General features: G+C 67.1%; 19 protein-coding genes. 7 read left to right on the top strand and 12 right to left on the bottom strand.

The window, feature by feature from the left end; genetic code table 11:
• The first annotated feature begins 82 nt into the window (after positions 1-82).
• Positions 83-2,086 carry an RNA polymerase sigma factor RpoD gene (gene rpoD, locus J2S76_RS18915; protein ID WP_018387037.1) on the top strand — a complete coding sequence of 668 codons (2,004 nt, stop codon included), beginning with the start codon at positions 83-85 and terminating at the stop codon, positions 2,084-2,086.
• A 55-nt stretch (positions 2,087-2,141) separates the two neighbouring features.
• On the opposite strand, the gene J2S76_RS18910 is transcribed toward rpoD, so the two are convergent.
• The 3 genes from J2S76_RS18910 to J2S76_RS18900 all read right to left on the bottom strand — a co-directional run bounded on the left by J2S76_RS18910 (position 2,142) and on the right by J2S76_RS18900 (position 3,596).
• The gene (locus tag J2S76_RS18910; protein WP_307062975.1) at positions 2,142-2,417 is read right to left on the bottom strand and encodes a DUF2798 domain-containing protein; all 276 of its coding nucleotides are present in this window, start codon (positions 2,415-2,417) and stop codon (positions 2,142-2,144) included.
• Positions 2,418-2,669: 252 nt separating this feature from the next.
• The gene (locus J2S76_RS18905) at positions 2,670-3,383 is read right to left on the bottom strand and encodes an NlpC/P60 family protein (protein WP_307062974.1); all 714 of its coding nucleotides are present in this window, start codon (positions 3,381-3,383) and stop codon (positions 2,670-2,672) included.
• An 81-nt stretch (positions 3,384-3,464) separates the two neighbouring features.
• Positions 3,465-3,596 (bottom strand): hypothetical protein, encoded by a 132-nt coding sequence (locus tag J2S76_RS18900; protein ID WP_307062972.1) that lies wholly within the window; start codon positions 3,594-3,596, stop codon positions 3,465-3,467.
• A 147-nt stretch (positions 3,597-3,743) separates the two neighbouring features.
• Here J2S76_RS18900 and J2S76_RS18895 point away from each other — a divergent pair, with 147 nt between their 5' ends.
• Positions 3,744-4,421 carry a superoxide dismutase gene (locus J2S76_RS18895; protein WP_307062970.1) on the top strand — a complete coding sequence of 226 codons (678 nt, stop codon included), beginning with the start codon at positions 3,744-3,746 and terminating at the stop codon, positions 4,419-4,421.
• 5 nt (positions 4,422-4,426) lie between these two features.
• Here the strand turns inward: J2S76_RS18895 and J2S76_RS18890 are convergent, their stop codons facing one another.
• Positions 4,427-4,600 (bottom strand): DUF1328 family protein, encoded by a 174-nt coding sequence (locus J2S76_RS18890; RefSeq protein ID WP_307062968.1) that lies wholly within the window; start codon positions 4,598-4,600, stop codon positions 4,427-4,429.
• 72 nt (positions 4,601-4,672) lie between these two features.
• Entirely contained in the window at positions 4,673-6,049 is a 1,377-nt protein-coding gene (locus J2S76_RS18885) for an MFS transporter (RefSeq protein ID WP_307062966.1), read from the bottom strand.
• A gap of 98 nt (positions 6,050-6,147) precedes the next feature.
• Here J2S76_RS18885 and J2S76_RS18880 point away from each other — a divergent pair, with 98 nt between their 5' ends.
• Entirely contained in the window at positions 6,148-7,062 is a 915-nt protein-coding gene (locus J2S76_RS18880) for an aldose 1-epimerase family protein (RefSeq protein ID WP_307062964.1), read from the top strand.
• Between the two features lie 96 nt (positions 7,063-7,158).
• On the opposite strand, the gene J2S76_RS18875 is transcribed toward J2S76_RS18880, so the two are convergent.
• The 4 genes from J2S76_RS18875 to otsB all read right to left on the bottom strand — a co-directional run bounded on the left by J2S76_RS18875 (position 7,159) and on the right by otsB (position 12,246).
• A complete protein-coding gene (locus J2S76_RS18875) occupies positions 7,159-8,193 on the bottom strand; it encodes a c-type cytochrome (protein ID WP_307062962.1) in 1,035 nt (344 codons plus the stop codon).
• Between the two features lie 83 nt (positions 8,194-8,276).
• Positions 8,277-9,698, bottom strand: a complete 1,422-nt coding sequence (gene otsA / locus J2S76_RS18870; protein ID WP_307062960.1) for an alpha,alpha-trehalose-phosphate synthase (UDP-forming) — start codon at positions 9,696-9,698, stop codon at positions 8,277-8,279.
• Positions 9,683-11,479, bottom strand: coding sequence for a glycoside hydrolase family 15 protein (locus J2S76_RS18865; RefSeq protein ID WP_307062958.1), 1,797 nt, complete (start codon positions 11,477-11,479; stop codon positions 9,683-9,685). The genes otsA and J2S76_RS18865 overlap by 16 nt, the downstream gene beginning before the upstream one ends.
• Complete coding sequence (gene otsB, locus J2S76_RS18860) at positions 11,476-12,246, bottom strand: trehalose-phosphatase (protein WP_307062955.1); 771 nt, start codon at positions 12,244-12,246, stop codon at positions 11,476-11,478. The genes J2S76_RS18865 and otsB overlap by 4 nt, the downstream gene beginning before the upstream one ends.
• Positions 12,247-12,597: 351 nt before the next feature.
• On the opposite strand from otsB, the gene ettA reads away from it, so the two are divergent.
• From ettA to J2S76_RS18845, 3 genes are all read left to right on the top strand, one after another.
• Positions 12,598-14,253, top strand: a complete 1,656-nt coding sequence (gene ettA, locus J2S76_RS18855) for an energy-dependent translational throttle protein EttA (protein WP_307062953.1) — start codon at positions 12,598-12,600, stop codon at positions 14,251-14,253.
• Between the two features lie 981 nt (positions 14,254-15,234).
• Positions 15,235-16,002: a trans-aconitate 2-methyltransferase gene (tam, locus tag J2S76_RS18850; protein ID WP_307062951.1), complete on the top strand. Its 768-nt coding sequence runs from the start codon at positions 15,235-15,237 to the stop codon at positions 16,000-16,002.
• 55 nt (positions 16,003-16,057) lie between these two features.
• On the top strand, positions 16,058-17,287 hold the full coding sequence (locus tag J2S76_RS18845; RefSeq protein ID WP_307062948.1) for a lytic murein transglycosylase: 1,230 nt from the start codon (positions 16,058-16,060) through the stop codon (positions 17,285-17,287).
• A 57-nt stretch (positions 17,288-17,344) separates the two neighbouring features.
• On the opposite strand, the gene prmB is transcribed toward J2S76_RS18845, so the two are convergent.
• Positions 17,345-18,286, bottom strand: coding sequence for a 50S ribosomal protein L3 N(5)-glutamine methyltransferase (gene prmB, locus J2S76_RS18840; protein ID WP_307062946.1), 942 nt, complete (start codon positions 18,284-18,286; stop codon positions 17,345-17,347).
• A 155-nt stretch (positions 18,287-18,441) separates the two neighbouring features.
• On the opposite strand from prmB, the gene J2S76_RS18835 reads away from it, so the two are divergent.
• Positions 18,442-18,726 carry a hypothetical protein gene (locus J2S76_RS18835; protein ID WP_131835905.1) on the top strand — a complete coding sequence of 95 codons (285 nt, stop codon included), beginning with the start codon at positions 18,442-18,444 and terminating at the stop codon, positions 18,724-18,726.
• Positions 18,727-18,785: 59 nt separating this feature from the next.
• Here J2S76_RS18835 and J2S76_RS18830 read toward each other — a convergent pair whose 3' ends face one another.
• Complete coding sequence (locus tag J2S76_RS18830) at positions 18,786-19,649, bottom strand: SGNH/GDSL hydrolase family protein (protein WP_307062943.1); 864 nt, start codon at positions 19,647-19,649, stop codon at positions 18,786-18,788.
• Entirely contained in the window at positions 19,650-20,411 is a 762-nt protein-coding gene (locus tag J2S76_RS18825) for an SGNH/GDSL hydrolase family protein (protein ID WP_307062940.1), read from the bottom strand.
• Positions 20,412-20,417 lie beyond the last annotated feature (6 nt).

The raw sequence follows: 20,417 nt of genomic DNA, 5'->3' as shown, positions 1-20,417 counted from the left end.
TTGAACGATCGAAGGGTGGTTCCGCGAGGGCCGCCATCGCACGCCGGGACGCAGGTCGCTGGCGCTTGAGGAGCACACACGCATGGCGAAGCAGGCAGCGGAAGCGACGGAAGCCCCCGAGAAGGAAGGCGACACCCCGGACAGCCCGTTGCTGGACCTTTCGGACGCTGGCGTCCGGAAGATGATCAAGCTCGCCAAGAAGCGCGGTTACGTGACTTATGACGAGCTGAACGAGGTTCTCCCTTCCGAACAGAACACCTCGGACCAGATCGAGGACATTTACGCGATGCTCAACGAGATGGGCATCAATGTCGTCGAGGCCGAAGAGGCCGAGGCCGAGGCGGAGGGCGAGGAAGCCGCTCCCGAGGCGGCCGAGGAAGAGGAAGAGACAAGCGGCGAGCTGGCCGAGACCGGCTCGCGCACGGTCATCCGTTCCGAGACCAAGTCCGAGCCGGGTGAGCGCACCGACGACCCCGTCCGCATGTATCTGCGCGAGATGGGCTCGGTCGAGCTGCTCTCCCGCGAGGGCGAAATCGCCATCGCCAAGCGGATCGAAGCCGGCCGCGAGGCGATGATCGCCGGCCTGTGCGAGAGCCCGCTGACCTTCCAGGCCATCATCATCTGGCGCGATGAGCTGGTGGAGGGCAAGGTGCTCCTCCGCGACATCATCGACCTTGAAGCCACCTATGCCGGCCCCGAGGCCAAGAACGGCCCGATCGTCGAGGGCGGCGGCACGCTGGCCCCCGAGGCCGAGGAAGAGCGCGAGCCGACCATTGGCGAGACCATTGCCGGCGACGATGACGACGACATGGAAAATTCCCTGTCGCTGGCGGCGATGGAAGCCGAGATCAAGCCGAAGGTGCTGGAAACCTTCGACCGCATCGCCGACGCCTACAAGAAGCTGCGCCGCCTGCAGGACCAGAACGTCGAGTCCAAGCTCAAGAACGAGAGCCTCTCGCCCTCGCAGGACCGCAAATACAAGAGCCTGAAGGACGCGCTGATCGTCGACGTGAAGTCGCTGTCGCTCAATCAGGCGCGCATCGACAACCTCGTCGAGCAGCTCTACGACATCAACAAGCGCCTCGTTTCGCTCGAGGGCCGGCTGATGCGCCTGGCCGAGAGCTTCGGCGTCTCGCGCGAGGACTTCCTGCGCCAGTATCAGGGCTCAGAGCTCGACCCGAAATGGGTCGCCCGGGTGAAGAACCTGACCTCGCGCGGCTGGAAGGGCTTTGTCGGGCAGGAGCTCGACGGCATCAAGGACCTGCGTTCGGAAATCCACGCTCTGGCCACCGAGACCGGGCTGGAGATCCAGGAATTCCGCAAGATCGTCCAGATGGTGCAGAAGGGCGAGAAGGAAGCCCGCCAGGCCAAGAAGGAAATGGTGGAGGCCAATCTGCGCCTCGTCATCTCCATCGCCAAGAAATACACCAACCGTGGCCTGCAGTTCCTCGACCTGATCCAGGAAGGCAATATCGGCCTGATGAAGGCGGTCGACAAGTTCGAGTACCGCCGCGGCTACAAGTTCTCGACCTATGCCACCTGGTGGATCCGGCAGGCGATCACCCGTTCGATCGCCGACCAGGCCCGCACCATCCGCATTCCGGTGCACATGATCGAGACGATCAACAAGATCGTCCGCACCTCGCGCCAGATGCTGCACGAGATCGGCCGCGAGCCGACCCCGGAAGAGCTGGCGGAAAAGCTCGGCATGCCGCTGGAGAAGGTGCGCAAGGTCCTCAAGATCGCCAAGGAGCCGATCTCGCTGGAAACGCCGATCGGCGACGAGGAAGACAGCCATCTCGGCGACTTCATCGAGGACAAGAACGCCATCCTGCCGATCGACGCGGCGATCCAGAGCAATCTGCGCGAGACCACCACCCGCGTGCTGGCCTCGCTCACCCCGCGCGAGGAGCGCGTGCTGCGCATGCGCTTCGGCATCGGCATGAACACCGACCACACGCTGGAAGAGGTCGGCCAGCAGTTCTCGGTGACGCGCGAGCGTATCCGCCAGATCGAGGCCAAGGCGCTGCGCAAGCTCAAGCACCCCTCGCGCTCGCGCAAGCTGCGCAGCTTCCTCGACAATTGAGGCGCACCGTCTCCGAATCAAAAAAGGCGGCCTGCGGGCCGCCTTTTCTTTTGTCTCAGCGGCTGGGCGCCTCCACCACGAGGCCGACGATGCGCCGGACCACCGGCAGCACGAGCAGGAGTGTGGGAAAGGCGACCAGCCATGACAGGCCCCAGGCGACCGGCCAGGTGGCGAGGAAGTCGGGGCCGGGCCCGAGGCTGCGCAGGGTTGCGATGGCCGAGACTACGAAGGTCATCAGCACCGACAGCACGAACGGCAGGACGATGGCGGCGTAGCGCGCCGGCAGCTTGCGGGAAGGGGAAGCGGGTTTTGGCGAAGCGGGTTTTGGCATAGGCCATCCTCGTCGGATGGTCTCGGCGGGTCCGGATCGCCATGCGCATCCGGCCGGCCGAGACCGGGTTGGATGCGTTGCCTGACGTTGGACGCTTACGGCCAGGCTCGCGCTGGCCACTGTTCTCTAGCCCACTACCGGCCGCCGCGCCAGTGACGGCGCGGCAAAAGGGCGTCGAACGGCCCGCAGAGGTGCATTTGGCATGCCCGGGAGGAGGCGCGATCGCGTGCCCCCGCCCGGTGCGCACCGGCCTTATTGCTCGTTGTGGCTGAGCCCTACATCGCCCGTGGCGGTCTGCACTGTGTTGCTGTGCAGGCTCGCCGCTGTTGTCGGCCAGCGCGCCTCAAGGAGGCGATTCTTGGCGATCCGTGTCTTGTTCACCATGTTGGACTGGTTGCCGCCGAGGACGTGATAAGCGTCGTCATCCTCGCCGTGATAGAAGCCGACATGGCCCTGGTCGCCCTTGGGACTGCCGCGCCAGAAGACGAGCACGGCGCCGAGGCGCGGATCGGTCTTTTTGCCGAAGCCAAGCCAGCCGCGCGCCCACAGCGGGCCGCGCGGCAGCGGTTCTTCCGGCAGGGTGGCGCCGATGCAATGGGCGACGAACAGCCCGCACCACGGGATATCGTCGTCCTTGTAGTCGATGTTGAGGCCCTTGGCGAAGCCGAGGATGACCGGGTTGCTGTTGCCAGGGCCGGGCTTCTCCTTCGTGCCGACGAGACTGAGCGCCTGCTCGAACCACACGAGACCCTCGGGATCGTCCGCCGCCGGCTCCGGCGCGTCCGCGCCCAGCAGTTTGGCGCGTGAGAGCGGCCCGAAAATGCCGTCAACCTCCAGCCCGGTGGCGGCCTGGAATTTCCTGAGGGCAGCGATGGACTGCCGGCCCCATATGCCGTCCGCCTCGCCGGGGTCGTAACCCTTGGCCTTCAACGCTTCCTGCACGCGCTTGATGCTCTTGCTCGACATAGAACGCCCCAATGGTTGTATTAGCGCGTAATACAACCATTGTTTGGGGCGGACGTCGATAGACCGCGCGGCGCCGGCCGCTCACTCCCCGGGGATCGGGTGGTTGGTGCGGCGCACCGACTTGGTCGAGGCTTCGACATAGGCCAGCGTGGCGGCAAAGCCGCTGAAGGCGATCACGATGGCGGCGACGAAAAACAGGGTCTCGGTCGACATGGTATCCTCCTGGTGGTTTTCCAGCAGGCTAGCGGCGCAGCCGAACCGCGCCTTGCGCTAGGTCAAACCACGCGGCGCGTCGGGCGGAACGATTTGCACGCCCGGCGATTGGCAGGCGGGGGGCTGGCTTCAGAAGGGAGCCCGTCCATGCTGAATCGCCGTACCCTGTTCGCCGCCACCGGCACGATGCTCGCGGCCGCCGCCGTCGGCCGGCCGCACCTCGCCCGCGCCGCCGCGCCTTTCGCCCAGCCCACGCTGCCCTATGACGAGGGCGCGCTGGCGCCGACCATCTCCGCCCGCACCGTGGGCCTGCATTTCCACAAGCATCACAAGGGCTATTTCGACAAGCTGAACGGCCTTGTGCCCGGCACGCCCTATGCGGATCTGTCGCTCGAGGAGGTGATCGTGAGGGCGAAGGAGCAGAGCGAGGCGGCGGTCTTCAACAATGCCGGTCAGGCCTGGAATCACAATTTCTACTGGGCACAATTCGCCGGCGGCCCCACGCCACCCTCAAAGGCCCTGCTGGAGGCGGCCGAGCGGGATTTCGGCGGGATTGAGCCGCTTAAGGCGCGCATGGTCGAGATCGGCGACGGCGTGTTCGGCACCGGCTGGGTCTGGCTGGTGGAGGATGACGGCAAGCTCGACGTGATCGGCCTCGCCGATGCTGGCAATCCGATCGCCGAAGGCGTCACCCCGGTTGTCGGCATCGATGTATGGGAGCACGCCTATTATCTCGACTGGGAAAACCGGCGGACGGCCCACATCAAGGCGCTGCTGGACGAGCGGGTGAACTGGGCCGCGGCGGGCGAAAGGCTGGGCGCCTGATCCTGTTATGAGACCGCCTTGTCGACCAGCATGGCGAAGCCGATCAGCAGCAGGAAGCCGAGGAAGAACAGCCCAAACAGCACCAGCGAGATCTTGCGGGCGAGCTGCGAGACGCCGGTCATGCCGACGGCGCCGGCGATCATCGAAATCACCAGGAAGATCAAGGCGTATTTGATCATGCGAAAGTCCCCGGAGGCGCGGGTGGCGGGTGCGGTATCAACGCACGGGTGCTGCATCGGTTCCCGTGCCGCTCAGGCCCCGTCGGAACGTCCGTCCTGCGGCGAAGGGAAGTCCTCGGCCGAAGCCGGGCTTTCCGGTGCGGGCGTGGGGGCGGGCTTGGTCGCGGCAGGGCGGGCCGGAGCGGGCGACGTGGCGCGGCGCCAGCGCTTGAGCCGCGCCAGCGGCGCCTCTTTGCGCTCCTTGTCCGGCCGGGGCACGGTGCCGGTCGCCGCCGAGGCGATCGGCTCGCTCTTGGTGTCGATCTGCCGCCCTCGCTCGCGCAGCAGGATGCGCCAGAGCACGAACAGTAGCAGCAGCCCATAGGCGCCGGCGGTGAAGAAGAACAGCGCGCCCGGCCCGTAATGCTGCATGCCGAGCGCCGCCAGCGCCGGACCGACCACCGAGCCAAGGCCATAGAGCAGCAGCAGCCCCGCCGCCGTCTCCACCGCTTCGGAAGGGGCGGTGCGGTCATAGGCGTGGGCGGCGGCGAGCGAATAGGCCGGCAGCGAGAGCGCGCCATACACCATGCCCAGCAGGCTGAGGCCGAGCAGGTCGAAAGGCAGCGCCCCCAGCGCCAGCCCGGCCAGCAGCGCCCCCACTAGCAACGCGGCGAGGATGCGGCGGCGGTCCATGCGGTCGGAGAGATAGCCGATCGGCCATTGCGCCAGCGCGCCCGCCACCACGACGGCGCTCATGAAGGTCGCGGCGCCGTCGGAGGTCAGCCCCCGGCCGATGCCGAAGATCGGCCCCAGCGACCAGAGCGAGCCATTGGTGAGGCCGATGGCGAAGCAGCCGACCATCGCCACCGGCGCGGCCTTGAACAGGCGCGGCAGGCGGATGCGCGCGGTTTCGATCGGCGCCGGCTGGCTGCTGGAGGCGATGGCCACCGGCAGCGTCGCCAGCGAGAACAGGATGGCGGCGATGGCGAACAGGTCGAAGGCCCGCACCGGGTAGAGCGTGATCATCATCTGGCCGGCGGTGAGCGCGGCATAATCGACGATGACATAGGCGCTCATGACAAAGCCGCGCGTCTGGTTGGTGGCGCGGTCGTTCAGCCAGCTTTCGATCACCAGATAGAGCCCGGCGAAGCAGAAGCCGGTGACGGTGCGCAGCGCGAACCAGGTGAAGGGCTCGATGAACAAGGGATGCGCCATCATCGCCGCCACCACGCCGGAGGTGAGGGCGGCGAAGGCGCGGATATGGCCGGTGCGGCGCACCAGATGCGGCACGGCGAGGCAGCCGACGACGAAGCCGAGATAATAGCTCGACCCCAATATGCCGAGATTGATCGCGCTGAAGCCCTCGAAGGCGCCGCGCAGCGGTAGCAGCGTGTTCTGCAGGCCGCTCCCGGTTACCAGAAAGAACACGCCGAGCAGGAGCGCGGCGACAGGGCCGAGAGTCTGGGCCATGATGGGAACCGGACGATGAGGGTGGCGGGCGCGCGGAATCGTTTATCCGCAAGGTCCCGTTAGACCTGATCTTGGGCGAAGTCGAGACGGGGATTGGTATGAGCGAGGGTGCGGTGCGGCTGAAATCGGAATTCCTTGAGGTCGAGATCTCGCCCCAGGGCGCTGAGATGGTGGCTTTGCGGGACCGGCACGGGCATGACCTGCTGTGGAACGGCGACCCGGCCTTCTGGACCGGCCGCGCGCCGCTGCTCTTCCCCATTGTCGGGCGGCTGCCGAACGACCAACTGCTGCATGACGGGAAGGTCTACCCGATGGCCCAGCACGGCTTCGCCCGCCGCCGCGCCTTCACCCTTGAGGAGGCGACGGAGCAGGTCGTCCGGCTTGCGCTTCACGATGACGAGGAGACGCGCAAGCAGTACCCGTTCCCGTTCTCGCTCACCGTCACCTACCGGCTGGCCGAGGCGACGCTGACCATTGAGGTCGAGGTGGCCAATACCGGCGAGGGGGAGCTGCCGGCGAGCGTCGGCTTCCACCCGGCCTTCCGCTGGCCGCTGCCCTATGGCGGCACGCGGGACGATCACCGGCTGGTGTTCGAAAAAGCGGAAGCCGAAGCCATCCACCGCCCGGTGGGCGGCCTGCTCTCCACCGCCACCGAGCCGAACCCGGCGGTGGACGCGATCCTCGAGCCGACCGATGCGCTGTTCGAGCGCGACGCCCTGATCTTCCTCGATCTGCGCTCGCACCATGTGCGCTTCGGCGTGCCGGGCGAGCCGGGGCTGGAAGTCGCCTTCCCCGACATGCCGCATCTCGGCCTGTGGTCGAAGCCCGGCGCGCCATTCCTGTGCATCGAGCCCTGGGCCGGCTATGCCTCGCCCGAGGACGGCCCTGCCGAGTTCACGGAGAAGCCGGGCCTGTCGCTGATCGCGCCGGGGGCCACCAAGCGCTTCGCCATGGCGATCCGCTGGCTGCCGGATGTCGGGCGGCTGATCGGACCACATGAGGCGGGGGTTTAGGTGGAGTCCGAGGTCGTGGGATGCCGATTAAATGCAGCCGTCTTCATCCCGCGGCACTCCCGGACGTTCCCGGCCTCGCCCGTCATGCCGTCCCAGTTACGGGCTGTTGGGATTGGGCACCTCGCCGCGCGTTTCCCTCAGCCGGGCTATTTCCGCCCGGATCGGGGCGAAGGGGCCGAAGCGATGCTGCTCCACAGAGAAGCTGTCGGCGTAGGGCGGATAGCCCGCATCCACCGGCTTCAGCAGCAGGTCGGGGAAATCGCGATCAATCCCAGCCAGTTGGGGCCGAGGTTGCGACAGCACGAATGCCGCCACGTCCCAGGCGTCTTCCGGCGCGAGCGTCGGGGCGATCCATGAAGTCCCGTTCGGCATGTTGTCATGGACGAAGTTGGCGAGCGTGATCAGCCGCGCGGTGCCCGCTCCATCGTTGAAGCTGTCCGGGCCCCACAAGGGCGGGACGGCATAGCCCATGTTCGGCAGCGCCTCGTTGCGCCGGACGCCCAGGCCATCACGGCGATGGCAGTCCGCACAGGTGTGGGCATAGACCGCGGCCCCCCGCGACGGGTCCGCCGCGCGATCCATCTCCGGCATGGACCCCGCTCCGGCACCGACGATCGTCGCCTCGGTCGGAATATGGGTCGAGAGGACCTTGAGGTAGGCGAGGATCGCCTGCATCGGCCGCTCATCCTCCGGCATCGGCCGTCCGTTCATGCTGCGCTTCAGGCACTGGTTCACCCGGTCGAAGATCGAGCTGACCGTGCCGGTCCGCGAGCTGTAGGCGGGGTAGTCGGCGGACGCTGCAACCAAAGGAAGGCCGAATTTCTTCAGTCCAGCGTGCAGGTGGCAATTGGCGCAGGCCAGATTATTACCGGCATAACGGGCTTCGGGATTGACGGCTTCCGGCCCAATATGCGCGTAAGTGGCCTCGATGATGGAGCGGCCATAGCGGGCGAGCGGGCCATTCTCATCATCCGGCAGGGCATCGAACGCCGGGACGTCCCAAATGACGATCCCCTTGCGGGGCGATGGCGGCGTGGCATCGGTTTGCGCAAAGGCCAACAGGGTTGAAAATGCCAGCGCAGCGGTGAAGCCGGCGATGACCTTGAGGCCGCAAAAACCATAACGTGTCATTTTCACAGACGACTAGAGTTGCGTCCTGATAATCTCAGACTCCCCTATCCAAGGCAATCTGGCTCGACCAGCACCGCTCCGGTTCACTGCGGCCGGGCATTGCCCCATTGGTCGCCCGGGGGGCCGAACTGGTCGGTGACGTTGGTCAGTTCGTCGATGAAGCGCTGGCACCAATGGTGGATGGTGTTGGTCTCCACATTGTCCATGTTGGTGCGCCAGCGCTGCCGGCGCTCCTCCAGCGGCATGGTCAGCGCCCGGTCCATCGCCGCCGCCATGCCCTCAATGTCGTAGGGGTTGACCAGCAGCGAGCCCTTCAATTCGTCGGCCGCGCCGGCGAAGCGCGAGAGCACCAGCACGCCCGGGTCTTCCGGGTCCTGCGCCGCGACATATTCCTTGGCGACGAGGTTCATGCCGTCGCGCAGCGGCGTCACCACCCCCACCAGGGCGCGCCGGTAGATGGCGGCGAGCGTGGCGCGCTGGAACGGGCGGTTGAGGTAGCGAAGCGGCACCCAGTCGAATTCGGCGAATTCGCCATTGATCGCGCCGCCCAGCTCCTCCAGCTCGCGGCGCAGCGCCTGATATTCGGCCACCTCGCTGCGCGAGAGCGGCGCCACCTGCATCATCGTCACCTTGGAGCGGTGCTCGGGGTAGCTGCGCAGCAACTCGCCGAAAGCGGCGAATTTGCCGGGCAGGCCCTTGGAATAGTCCAGCCGGTCCACGCCCACGGCCAGCCTGCGGCCGGCGAGGCTCTCATTGAGGCGCCGCTCCTCGTCCTTGCCGACCGACTTCCGGGCATCGCTGACGAAGGCCTCGGCATCGATGCCGATCGGGTAGGCGGCGACGCGGAAGCGCCGGTCCTTCAGCCCCACCGTGCCGCCCGGGGCGATCCAGCCATGCACCTCGGAGGAGATGTAGGTCAGCAGCGCCCGCACGTCGTTCTCGGTCTGCAGGCCGACAAGGTCGTAATGCGAGAGGTCGTCCACCAACGCCGCATGCGAGGGCAGGCTGAGATAGACTTCCGGGGTCGGCCAGGGAATGTGGTGGAAATAGCCGATCCGTCCGGCGAAGCCGAGCTTGCGCAGCTCCGCCGCCAGCGGGATGAAATGATAGTCGTGCACCCAGATGTTGTCGTCCGGCTTGAGCAGCGGCAGCAGAGCCCGGGCGAAATGCTCGTTCACCCGCCGGTAGCCTTCCCAGTCGGCGCGTCGGAAGGTCAGCAGGCCGAGCCGGTAATGGCACAGCGGCCACAGCGTGCCATTGGCGTAGCCGGCATAATGGGCGCGCTGGTCTTCCGGGTCGAGATTGAGCAGGGCATAGGTGACGCGGCCCGAACGAAACACCTTGGGCGTGTCGGGCGGGTTGATCTCGGTCTCGCCGCTCCACCCGAACCAGAGCCCGCCACGCTGGCTCAGCGCCTCGCGCAGGGCCACCGCCAGTCCGCCCGCCTTGGCGGCGCGCTCCTTGGGCGATGCCACCCGGTTCGAGACGATTACGAGCCGCGCCAAAAGGCTTCCTCCCAGGTCTTCGACAGCCGCATGGCGGTGTCGATCAGGCCGACCATGGAATAGGTCTGCGGGATGTTGCCCCACAGTTCCAAAGTCTGGTTGTCGATGTCCTCGGACAGCAGCCCCGCCGGGTTGCGCCGGGCGAGCAGGCTGGTGAACATCTCGCGCGCCTCGTCGCGGCGGCCGATCAGGTCGAGCGCGCCGGCATACCAGAACGAGCAGATGGTGAAGGAGGTTTCCGGCAGGCCGAAATCATCCTCGCCGGCATAGCGCATGAGATAGCCGTTGCGCTTCAGCTCGCGGCCGATGGTCTCCACCGTGGCGACATAGCGCGGATCGTCCGGCCGCACGAAGCCCAGTTCCGCCAGCAGCAGCAGGCTGGCGTCGAGCTGGCCGTCTTCCTCCGCGTCGACGAAGGAGCCGCGTGTCTCGTCCCAGGCGAAGGACATGATGCGGGTACGGATCTCGTTGGCGTTCTCGGTCCAGAATTCCGCCCGCTCGGGCAGCTCCAGCACCCGGGCGATGCGCGCCAGCCGGTCGCAGGCGGCCCAGCTCATGACAGCCGAGAAGGTGTGCACCCGGCGCTTGCCGCGCAACTCCCACAGGCCGGCGTCGGGCTCGAAGGCGAATTCCACCGCCCGCGCGCCAACCCCTTCCAGCAGTTCGAACAGCGCCTTGTCGCCGCGGTTGGGCAGGCGTTCGTCGAAGAACATCTGCGCCGCCGCCAGCACGACATGGCCATAGCCGTCATTCTGCACCTGCTCGCCGGCCTGGTTGCCGACCCGCACCGGCCCCATGCCCTGGAAGCCGGAAAGCGCCGGGGCGAAGCGCTCCTCCAGCGGCGTGCCTGGAACGATCGAATAGACCGGCGCCAGCCGGCCGGAGGGCTCGGAGGCGATCACCGTGGTGAGGTAGCGGATATAGTCTTCCATGGTGCGGGTAGCGCCGAGCATGTTCAGCGCCCGCACGGTGAAATAGGAATCGCGCAGCCAGCAGTGGCGGTAGTCCCAGTTGCGGATCGAGTGCGGCGCCTCGGGAATCGAGGTGGTGAGCGCGGCGACGATGCCGCCGGTCTCCTCGAAGGCGCAGAGCTTGAGCGAGATGGCGGCGCGGATCACCGCGTCCTGCCATTCATAGGGAATGGAGAGGTAACGCACCCATTCGTGCCAGTACTCGCGGGTCTTCTCCTCGAAGCCGCGCGTGGTGTCGGCAATGCTCGCGGGGAAGGGCTCGTCCGGCCCCAGCACCAGCGTCGCCGGCTTGCTGAGCACGAAGGGGCGCTCCTCCATCACATAGACGATGGGCAGGTCGGTGGTGGCCCGCAGGGTCACGTCGTCGCCGGAAAAGCGCATGTGGTTGGAACCGCGCACCGGCGCGGGCCGCTGTTCGCCCCAGTTGAAATGCGGGCGCAGGCGCAGCGTCACCCGGCACATGCCGGTGATCGGCTCGATGCGGCGCACCAGCATGGCGGGGCGGTAGATACGGTCATAGAGCTTGAAGCGCGGGGCGAAGTCGATGATCCGCAGCTTGGCGCCCTGGTCGTTCTCCAGAATGGTCTCGATGATGGCGCTGTTGGTCTGGTAGCGGCGCGTCGCCTTGACCTGCCCCTCCAGAACCACGTCGAAGAAGCCGGCTTCCGGCTCGGCGCCGCCGAGCAGCGAGGAGAAGACCGGGTCGCCGTCAATGCGCGGCCAGCAGCACCAGCCGATGCGCCCGTTGCGGTCGATCAGCGCGGCGATGGTGCCGTTGCCGATGGCGGCCAGGTCGAGATGGGTGCTCACGAATCCACGCGCTCCAGTGCCTTGGGAAGGTCGGTCAGCCAGCGGCGCACCTCGCTCGGCGAGGCCAGCCTGTAATCGGCCTGCTCGGTCGGGCGGGCGCCGACGGCAAGGGCGAGGCCGCCAGCGGCGCGGACGGCGCGGAAGCCGTCCTCATCGGTCACATCGTCGCCCAGAAACACCGGGCGGCGGCCGGTGAACAGCGCCGAGTTCATCAGCTCGGCCACCGCCGTACCCTTGTTGCGGCCGGCCTGCCGGACCTCGATGACATATTTGCCCTTGAGAAACTCGACCCCGCCATCAATGCCGGTGCCGATCTCCATCACCTTGTCCATGATCGCCTCGCCGAAATCCGGCACGGCGCGGAAATGCACCGCCAGCGACAGCGGCTTGTGCTCGATGAACACGCCGGGCCAGGTGGCGAGGACGGCGCTCAGCGCCTCTTCCAGCGGTCGGCGCCAGCGCGGCAGGGGAATCGGCACGGAGGGCGCGTCGGGAGCAAGGCGCACCTCGGCCCCATGCTGGCCGGAGGCGGCGAGGCGGGCGGGGGCGAAGCGGCGGTCCATCCAGTCGATGGTGCGCCCCGAAACCAGCGCCACCGCGCCGTCCAGCGCCACTTGCAGCTGCGCCAGCAGGTCCGGTAGGCCGGTAGGGATGCTCACGCCCTCGGGATGGTCGGCGTGCTCGATCAGCGTACCGTCAATATCGAGGAAGAGAGCCCAGTCGGGGCGGGGAAGCAGGGAGAGGGGTTCGGTTGGTGCTGTCGCCATGCTGTCGGTATACCCGCCCGGTTCCGGCTTCTTGAGGTAAGAAGATAGTGAGTTGCGCCCGGCGTGCGTGCCGGCAGCTGTCAACGCCCGAGGAACAGAGGCGTTCCAATACCTTGGGCGAAAAAGCCGATTGGCCCGCCCGTGGCCGGCCGTAAACGCAGGCGGGGCGACGCCGTTCAGGCGCGCTGAGCGACGCCCCTGCGCCGCGTGGAACCATAAGATAGGCGGGTCTTTGCGGGACGGCCTTGCCGCTCAACGGTGCGCGGTTTACATAGCGCGCAACCCACACCGCATGACGCCGCGGCCTCGCGGCCCGATCTCGGCTCGGCCCGAAGCGCAGGAATTTGGTACATGGCTTCCTATCAGTACGTCTACCACATGCACGGCATGTCCAAGGCCTATCCGGGCGGCAAGAAGGTGCTCGACAATGTGCACCTCTCCTTCTACCCCGACGCCAAGATCGGCATCCTCGGCGCCAACGGCTCGGGCAAGTCCACGCTGCTCAAGATCATGGCCGGCATGGACAAGGACTTCTCCGGCGAGGCCTGGGTCGCGGAAGGCGCGCGCGTCGGCTACCTGCCGCAGGAGCCGCTGCTCGACCCGACGCTCTCGGTGCGCGAGAACGTGATGCTCGGCGTCGCCAAGCAGAAGGGCATTCTCGACCGCTACAACGAACTGGCGATGAACTATTCCGAGGAGACGGCGGACGAGATGACCGCCCTCCAGGACGAGATCGAAGGCCAGGGCCTGTGGGACCTCGACAGCAAGGTCGACCAGGCGATGGACGCGCTCGGCTGCCCCGAGGAGGGCTCCGACGTGTCGAAGCTCTCCGGCGGCGAGCGGCGCCGCGTGGCGCTGTGCCAGCTGCTGCTCTCGCAGCCCGAGCTGCTGCTGCTGGACGAGCCGACCAACCATCTCGACGCCGAGACCACCAATTGGCTCGAAGGCCATCTGCGCAGCTATCCCGGCGCGATCCTGATCGTCACCCATGACCGCTACTTCCTCGACAATGTGACCGGCTGGATCCTCGAACTCGATCGCGGCCGCGGCATTCCCTATGAGGGCAACTATTCCTCGTGGCTGGCGCAGAAGGCCAAGCGCATGGCGCAGGAAAATCGCGAGGACGAGGCCCGCCAGCGCGCGATCGCCTCCGAGGCGGAGTGGATGGGGGCCTCCCCGAAGGCCCGTCAGGCCAAGAACAAGGCGCGTATCCAGCGCTATGACGACCTGGTGAAGAAGGCGTCCGAGAAGGGCCCGACCACCGCGCAGATCGTCATTCCGGTGTCCGAGCGGCTCGGCAACAACGTCATCGAGTTTAACGGTCTCACCAAGTCGTTTGGCGACAAGCTGCTGATCGACGACCTCTCCTTCAAACTGCCGCCGGGCGGCATTGTCGGCGTCATCGGCCCGAACGGCGCCGGAAAGACGACGCTGTTCCGCATGATCAACGGGCTGGAGACGCCCGATGCCGGCTCGATCACCGTCGGCGAGAGCGTCCAGCTCGGCTATGTCGACCAGAACCGCGACGCGCTGAACGACAAGAAGACCGTGTGGGAGGAAATCTCCGGCGGCAATGAGGTGCTGTATCTCGGCAAGCGCGAGATCAATTCGCGCGCCTATTGCGGCGCCTTCAACTTCAAGGGCGGCGACCAGCAGAAGAAGGTCGGCATGCTCTCGGGCGGTGAGCGCAACCGCGTGCATCTCGCCCGGATTCTCCAGCAGGGCGCCAACGTCCTGCTGCTGGACGAACCGACCAACGATCTCGACGTCGAGACGCTGCGCGCGCTGGAAGAGGCGCTGGAAGACTTCGCCGGCTGCGCGGTCATCATCTCGCATGACCGCTTCTTCCTCGACCGTATCGCCACCCATATGCTGGCCTTCGAGGGCGATGGCCATGTCGAGTGGTTCGAGGGCAATTTCCACGACTATGAGGAAGACAAGAAGCGCCGCCTCGGCGTGGACGAGATCGTCCCGCACCGTATGAAGCACAAGAAGCTGACGCGCTGAGGGGGTACGTCATCCCGGCCGGCGCGCAGCGCAGAGCCGGGATCGCGCGCTCGACAGGTGGCATACGATCCCGGACAGGGCCTGACGGCCCTTCCGGGATGACGCCGGCGGGGTGACGTCGACCGGTTCTCCTAGTGCGTGGGCGGGAGAGCAAGGGAGCTGGCGATGGTCGACGACTGGAACCCCGCCCTCTATCTCTCCTTCGAGGATGAGCGCACCCGCCCGCCCGCCTCGAGCTGGGCGATCTTTCGATGTAGCCGCCACGGGCGGAAGCCCACCTTCCCCTTAAACTCCGGCACGGCTTTTTCTTGCGTGCCCAATTGTAATATTGTACCGTTTCGTACTTAGTTTTGGAGTTTCGGGGCCAATGAAGTTAGAGCCGGTCGCTCATCAGAACAAGGCCTCAGAAGCACAGGAGAAGAGCGAGGGGTTGAAACGGCCGTGGAATGCCCCTGTCTTGCGGGCTGTGATCGTGGCGGATTTGACGGAGCAAGACACCGTAAACGCTGACGACGGTAACAGTATCGGCAGTTTTTCCTGACCGCTTGCATCGATCTTGTCCCCGGGCGTGGCGTAAGTCCCGGCAGAGGTGCCACCGGGGATGTTCGGTTAGGGTCGGTTGCTGACTTATCGCCAAGACCGAGAGATCCATCGATGCCACCCACATACTGGCTTTCGAGGGCGACGGCCATGTCGAGTGGTGCGAGGCAACTTCCACGATTATGAGGAAGACAAGAAGCGCCGCCTCGGCGTCGAAGAGATCATCCCGCATCGGATGAAGCACAAGAAGCTGACGCGCTGAGCGGGAGGACGGCTTTGGGGGAGGGGAAGGGCCTGCCTTCCCTCATCCACGGGCTTGGCCCGGGGACCCAGCCCGGCCGCGTGGCGGCGGGCGCACGCATGGATCCCCGGGTCGAGCCCGGGGATGAGGTGGAGAGGTTCGCCTGCCGTGAGGGTCGGCGGTGAAAGGGGAGGCACGTCATGGCCGAAGACTGGAACCCCGCCCTCTATCTGAAATTCGAGGACGAGCGCACCCGGCCGCCGCGCGATCTGCTCGCGCGGGTGCCGCTGGAGCGGCCCCGCCGCGTGGTCGATCTCGGCTGCGGGCCCGGCAATTCGACCGAACTGCTGGCCCAGCGCTGGCCGCAGGCCGAGGTGATCGGCGTCGACAATTCCCCCGCCATGATCGAACAGGCCCGCGCCCGCCTGCCGGGCGCGCGCTTCGAGCTGGGCGATCTCGCCACCTGGCAGCCGCCCGAGGGCACCCAGCTTCTCTTCGCCAATGCCGTGTTCCAGTGGGTACCGGCTCATCTCGACGTGCTGGCCCGGCTGCTGGCAGCACTGCCGCAGGGCGGGGTGCTGGCGCTGCAGATGCCTGATAATGTGAACGAGCCCTCGCATCTGCTGATGGAAGAGGCGGCCGCTGCCGGCCCGTGGGCGGACCGCGTGGCCGGGGTGGCGCGTGACCGGCTACCCAGCGTCGGCGCCTATTACGACCGGCTGGCGCCGCTGGCCCGCCATGTCGACATCTGGCACACGCTCTACAACCACCCGCTGGAAGGCGCGCCGGCCATTGCCGAGTGGTTCCGCTCCACGGGGCTGCGCACCTATCTCGCGCCGCTTGATGAGGCCGAGCGCGCCGCCTTCCTCGCCGACTACACGGCGCGGCTGGCGCAGACCTATCCCGCCCGGGTCGACGGAAAGGTGCTGCTGCGCTTTCCCCGGCTGTTCATCGTCGCGGTGGGCTGAGCGGCCCGGCACGGCCGTCATTCGCAGCGGGCGCGATCTGCGCTATCTCAGGGGCATGATCCACTTGCTCCGCCGCCCCCTTCTCGCCGCCGCCCTCACGCTTCTCGTCCTCGCCGGGCCGGCGCTCGCCGATGCCGGCTTTGAGCGCTGGCTCGCCGCGCAATGGCCGGCGGCGCAGGCCATGGGCATTTCCCGCGCCACTTTCGAGCGCGAGACCGCCGGGTTGGAGCCGGACTTCTCGCTGCCCGACCTCGCTTTGCCCGGTAAGCCGAAGGCGCCGGACCGGCAGGCGGAATTCGTGCAGACCCCCGCCGACTACGTCTCCGACAAGGCGATCGCCGCCTATGCCGCGCGCGGGCGCAAACTGGCGGTGCAGTACCGCGCGGAGCTGGCCGCCATCGAGCGCCAGTTCGGCGTGCCGGGGCCGATCCTGCTCGCCATCTGGGCGCGCGAGACCTCCTATGGCGGAGCCAAGCTCAGCCATGACGCGCTGCGCGTGCTGGCGACACAGGCCTATGTCGGCCGCCGCAAGGAGGAGTTCCGGGCCGAGTTTCTCGCCGCGCTGAAGATCCTTGACGAGGGCCATGTCACCCGCGCCGGGATGAAAAGCTCCTGGGCCGGGGCGATGGGGCTCACCCAGTTCCTGCCCACCGGCTATCTCGCCTATGGGGTCGATCTCGACGGCGACGGCACCGCCAATATCTGGACCAATGTGCCGGAGGCGCTGGCCGCCACCGCCAGCCTGCTCAAGGAAAAGGGCTGGCAGAGCGGCAAGCGCTGGGCCTATGAGATCACCGTCCCGCCCGGCTTCGATTGCACAAAGGCCGAACCCGAGGTCACGCTCCCCATCGGCGAGTGGCTGAAGCGGGGAGTCAAGATCGCCGACGGACGCCGGGTGGCGCCTTCCGCGCTGAAGGACGAGGCTTCCATCATCATGCCGGCCGGTCCCTATGGGCCGGCTTTCCTGACGCCGGCCAATTACTTCGTGCTCAAGAGCTACAATTTCGCCGATCTCTATGTGCTCTATGTCGGCCATCTCGCCGACCGCATCGAGGACGACCGGCCCTTCGCCCATGATTGGGAGAAGATTGCGCTGGTGAAGACGCGCGATCTCGAATTCATGCAGAAGGTGCTGGCGAGCCAGGGCTTCTATGCCGACAAGATCGACGGCAAGGCCGGCATGAAGACCCGCGCCGCGCTCGGCGCCTACCAGAAGGCGAACGGCCTGCCGCTGGATTGCTGGCCGGACGCGGCCGTGCTGGCCCATATGAAGAAGGGCGGCTGAGGCGCGGCGACCGATCCCGGATACGGCCCAAGGCCGTTCCGGGATGACGAAGCGGGTTCAGCGCGGCATGCGGTTGATGACGCGCAGATCGGCGTTGACCGCGAGGTCGGCGGCGGAAAGCCAGAATACCTCGCCCTCGCTGTCCTCGGTGTCGAGCCAGAGGAAGGGCAGATGGGGGTATTCGGCCTCCAATATCTCCTTGCCGGTGCCGAATTCGCAGATGAGGCCGCCGCCGGGCGTCAGATGCGCCGGCGCCTCGGCAAGGATGCGGCGGACGATGTCGAGCCCGTCCGGCCCGCCGGCAAAGGCGAGGCTCGGCTCGTGGCGGTATTCCGCCGGCAGCGCCGCCATCGCCTGCTCATCCACATAGGGCGGGTTGGTGATGATGAGGTCGTAGATCTCGCCCGCCAGAGGGCCGAACAGATCGCCCTCGATCAGCCGAACGCGCGCGGTCAGTTCGTGCTCCGCGACGTTCTCGGCGGCAAGCGAGAGCGCGTCGGGCGAGAGGTCGACGCCATCCACCTGCGCATTGGGGAAGGTCATGGCGGCGAGAATGGCGAGGCAGCCCGAGCCCGTGCACAGGTCCAGCACGCGGCCGACGCTTTCCGGCTGGGGCACCAGCGAGAAGTCGCCGCCGGTGAACAGCTCGCCGGCCATCAATTCGCCGATGAAGGAACGCGGCACGATGGCGCGCGGATCGGAGCGGAACGGCACGCCGCCAATATAGGTCTTGCCGAGCAGATAGGCGGCTGGCTGGCGGGTGGTGCAACGCCGCTCGATCAGGTCGGCCAGATGCGCGCGCTCCTCGGCGGTCAGCCGCGCGTCGAGCCAGGGCGAGAGGTCGTCCACCGGCAGATGCAGCGCCTCCAGCACCATGAAGGCCGCCTCATCAAGTGCCTCGCTGGTGCCATGGCCGAAGGCCAGCCGGGCCTTGGTGAAGCGGCTGACGCCATAGCGCACGAAATCCCTGACCGTCCTCAGATCGTCCGCTGCCGCCATCATAGCTCTCCCCGGTTTCGCGCAAGGGTCAGCACGGCGTGGCGCCGAATGCAAGCCGGGCGGATATCATCCGGGCGGCGTGACAGGTCCCCCGGGACTTGTCATCGCGGCGTGGCCGGACGATAGGAAGGAAACATCTCGCACGGGGACATTCCATGGCCGAGGCGCCGGACGACGAAATCACGCTTGTCATCGACCGCTCGGTCGCCGTCGTGCTGTTCGAGTTCCTCTCGCGCACGGTGGACGACGCCGATGGCGAGGCGATGGCCGACTTCATCGAGGACGAGGCGGAGATTCCCGCTCTGTGGGCGCTGCTCGCCGGGCTGGAAAGCGTGCTGACCGAGCCGATGGCGGAAGATTACGAGCGCCGCGTGCTCAAGGCCCGCGACGCGGTGATGAAGCGCTTCGGCGGGGCGTTTTCCGGCAAGGGCGACGATTGAGCTTGTCGGCTCCGAGCGCGCCTGACCGCCTCGATCAGGGTTACGCTTGATCGCTTCGCTCAGGGCGCCGCGCTGGCCGACACCGGCAGGGCGGCAGGAGCCGCGATCGGCTTCGCCGTCACCGACTGGGCCGCGATCGGCTTGGCGGGCGCGCCCACATCGGCGGAGCGCTGCTGCGAGTCGATATTGGCGACGACGGCGCGGCCGAGGTCGCGGGCGAAGCAGTTATAGCCCCAGTCATTCATGTGGAACTGGTCCTTCCACAGGAAGGATTCGAAGCCCATCGAGGCCTTTTCGTGCCAGTCGCGCATCAGCGCGAAGCGCGGATAGACCGCGACGCCTTCCTCCGCCGCCACCTTGGCGATGAGGTTGACCATCGGCCCGCTATCGGCGTCGGCGAGCACGCGCGGGGCGTATTGCGGGTCGACCAGTACGAGATCGGCGTCGATCGCCTTCACTCGGGCGATCGCCTCGTGCAGCAGCGCGTCAGCGGCGGCGAGGCCGCCCTCGCGGAACAGCGCGTTCACCCCGGATTGCCAGATCACCAGCGTCGGCTTCAGCGCCGCGACATCGGTGTCGAAGCGCGCCAGCATTTCCGGTGCGTCCTGCCCATTGATGCCGCGATTGACGACGCTGATATCGGCGGCGGGAAAGCGCTCGCGCAGCATCGCCTGCAGCCGGTTGGGATAGGCGGCATCGGGCACGCTCGCCCCCGCCCCGGCGGTGGAGGAGGAGCCGATGGCGACGATCACCACCTTCTCGCCGGCGCGCAGCCGGGCCGAGGTGCGGGCGAGCGGGGCGTTGAGCTTGGCCAGCGTCTTCGCCGCCGGGCAACTGGCCGGCATCACCGTCTGCGCGGCGGCCGGCTGCGCGGCGGCGAGGAGGGCGGAAAAGGCGAGGGGGGCGAGAAGGCGCAGGTGCATCTAGCGGGAACCGAGCGTTCTGAGGTCGACGCCATCGACGATCATGCCGACCAGAAGACGGCCGATGCAGCTGTGCACATCGTCGAACAGCGAGGGGGAGGGGCGGGCGGTGTCGAAGTCGAAAATGCCTTCGTCTTCCCAGAAGTGCATGATGGCGTAGCGGTCGAAGAACGGCACACCGCCGAGACGCGCCGCCCAGCGCAGCGCGTTGGTATAGGCGCCGATATCGAAGGCGAAATCGGTGCGCGGGCTGTATTGCGGGCTGACCAGGATGAGATCGGCGCCAGCGTCATGGACATAGCCTATGCCGGTGTCGACCGCGTCGGAGAAAATGGAGGTCTCGGCGCCCAGGATGGCGTCGAAGGTGCCTGTCTGCCAGATCACCAGCGCCGGCCGGGCTTCCGCCAGCATCGCCGGGAGTTCGTCGCGAATGGTTTCGGCGGTGGCGCGCGGCTGGCTGCGGGTCGTCACCACCACCCCGCCTTCGGGATAGCGGGTGCGCAGCGTCTCCTCAATATAGCTCGGGAAGCTGCGCAGGGCGACGCTCTTGCCGCCCGCTGTGCCGGCATCAGTCGGCCGCTTGGTCGTGGTAGCGCTGTTCACCACCAGGATGGTGGTCGGCTCCTTCTTCTCCAGCGAGCGCGCCAGGCGCGGCAGCGGGAAGCCCGCCCGCGTGAGGGCGGACGGCGCCGCGCAAACCTTCCCCGTCTCGGCCGCGACGCCGGAGGCGCCGCCCAAGGAAAGGACGCTTGCGAACAACATACCCCA

Source organism: Ancylobacter vacuolatus (assembly GCF_030813595.1).
Classification (GTDB): domain Bacteria; phylum Pseudomonadota; class Alphaproteobacteria; order Rhizobiales; family Xanthobacteraceae; genus Ancylobacter; species Ancylobacter vacuolatus.
The sequence above is the reverse complement of the archived record's forward strand: the minus strand, read 5'-3'. Positions and strand labels throughout refer to the sequence as shown.

Bases quoted from the DNA above. Each gene is read 5' to 3' on its own strand.
- ettA (WP_307062953.1), top strand. From the start codon at position 12,598: ATGGCTTCCTATCAGTACGTCTACCACATGCACGGCATGTCCAAGGCC.
- otsB (WP_307062955.1), bottom strand. From the start codon at position 12,246: ATGGCGACAGCACCAACCGAACCCCTCTCCCTGCTTCCCCGCCCCGAC.
- J2S76_RS18830 (WP_307062943.1), bottom strand. From the start codon at position 19,649: ATGCACCTGCGCCTTCTCGCCCCCCTCGCCTTTTCCGCCCTCCTCGCC.
- J2S76_RS18905 (WP_307062974.1), bottom strand. From the start codon at position 3,383: ATGTCGAGCAAGAGCATCAAGCGCGTGCAGGAAGCGTTGAAGGCCAAG.
- J2S76_RS18895 (WP_307062970.1), top strand. From the start codon at position 3,744: ATGCTGAATCGCCGTACCCTGTTCGCCGCCACCGGCACGATGCTCGCG.
- tam (WP_307062951.1), top strand. From the start codon at position 15,235: ATGGCCGAAGACTGGAACCCCGCCCTCTATCTGAAATTCGAGGACGAG.
- J2S76_RS18910 (WP_307062975.1), bottom strand. From the start codon at position 2,417: ATGCCAAAACCCGCTTCGCCAAAACCCGCTTCCCCTTCCCGCAAGCTG.
- J2S76_RS18825 (WP_307062940.1), bottom strand. From the start codon at position 20,411: ATGTTGTTCGCAAGCGTCCTTTCCTTGGGCGGCGCCTCCGGCGTCGCG.
- J2S76_RS18885 (WP_307062966.1), bottom strand. From the start codon at position 6,049: ATGGCCCAGACTCTCGGCCCTGTCGCCGCGCTCCTGCTCGGCGTGTTC.
- J2S76_RS18890 (WP_307062968.1), bottom strand. From the start codon at position 4,600: ATGATCAAATACGCCTTGATCTTCCTGGTGATTTCGATGATCGCCGGC.
- prmB (WP_307062946.1), bottom strand. From the start codon at position 18,286: ATGGCGGCAGCGGACGATCTGAGGACGGTCAGGGATTTCGTGCGCTAT.
- rpoD (WP_018387037.1), top strand. From the start codon at position 83: ATGGCGAAGCAGGCAGCGGAAGCGACGGAAGCCCCCGAGAAGGAAGGC.
- J2S76_RS18845 (WP_307062948.1), top strand. From the start codon at position 16,058: ATGATCCACTTGCTCCGCCGCCCCCTTCTCGCCGCCGCCCTCACGCTT.
- J2S76_RS18835 (WP_131835905.1), top strand. From the start codon at position 18,442: ATGGCCGAGGCGCCGGACGACGAAATCACGCTTGTCATCGACCGCTCG.
- J2S76_RS18900 (WP_307062972.1), bottom strand. From the start codon at position 3,596: ATGTCGACCGAGACCCTGTTTTTCGTCGCCGCCATCGTGATCGCCTTC.
- J2S76_RS18875 (WP_307062962.1), bottom strand. From the start codon at position 8,193: ATGACACGTTATGGTTTTTGCGGCCTCAAGGTCATCGCCGGCTTCACC.
- J2S76_RS18880 (WP_307062964.1), top strand. From the start codon at position 6,148: ATGAGCGAGGGTGCGGTGCGGCTGAAATCGGAATTCCTTGAGGTCGAG.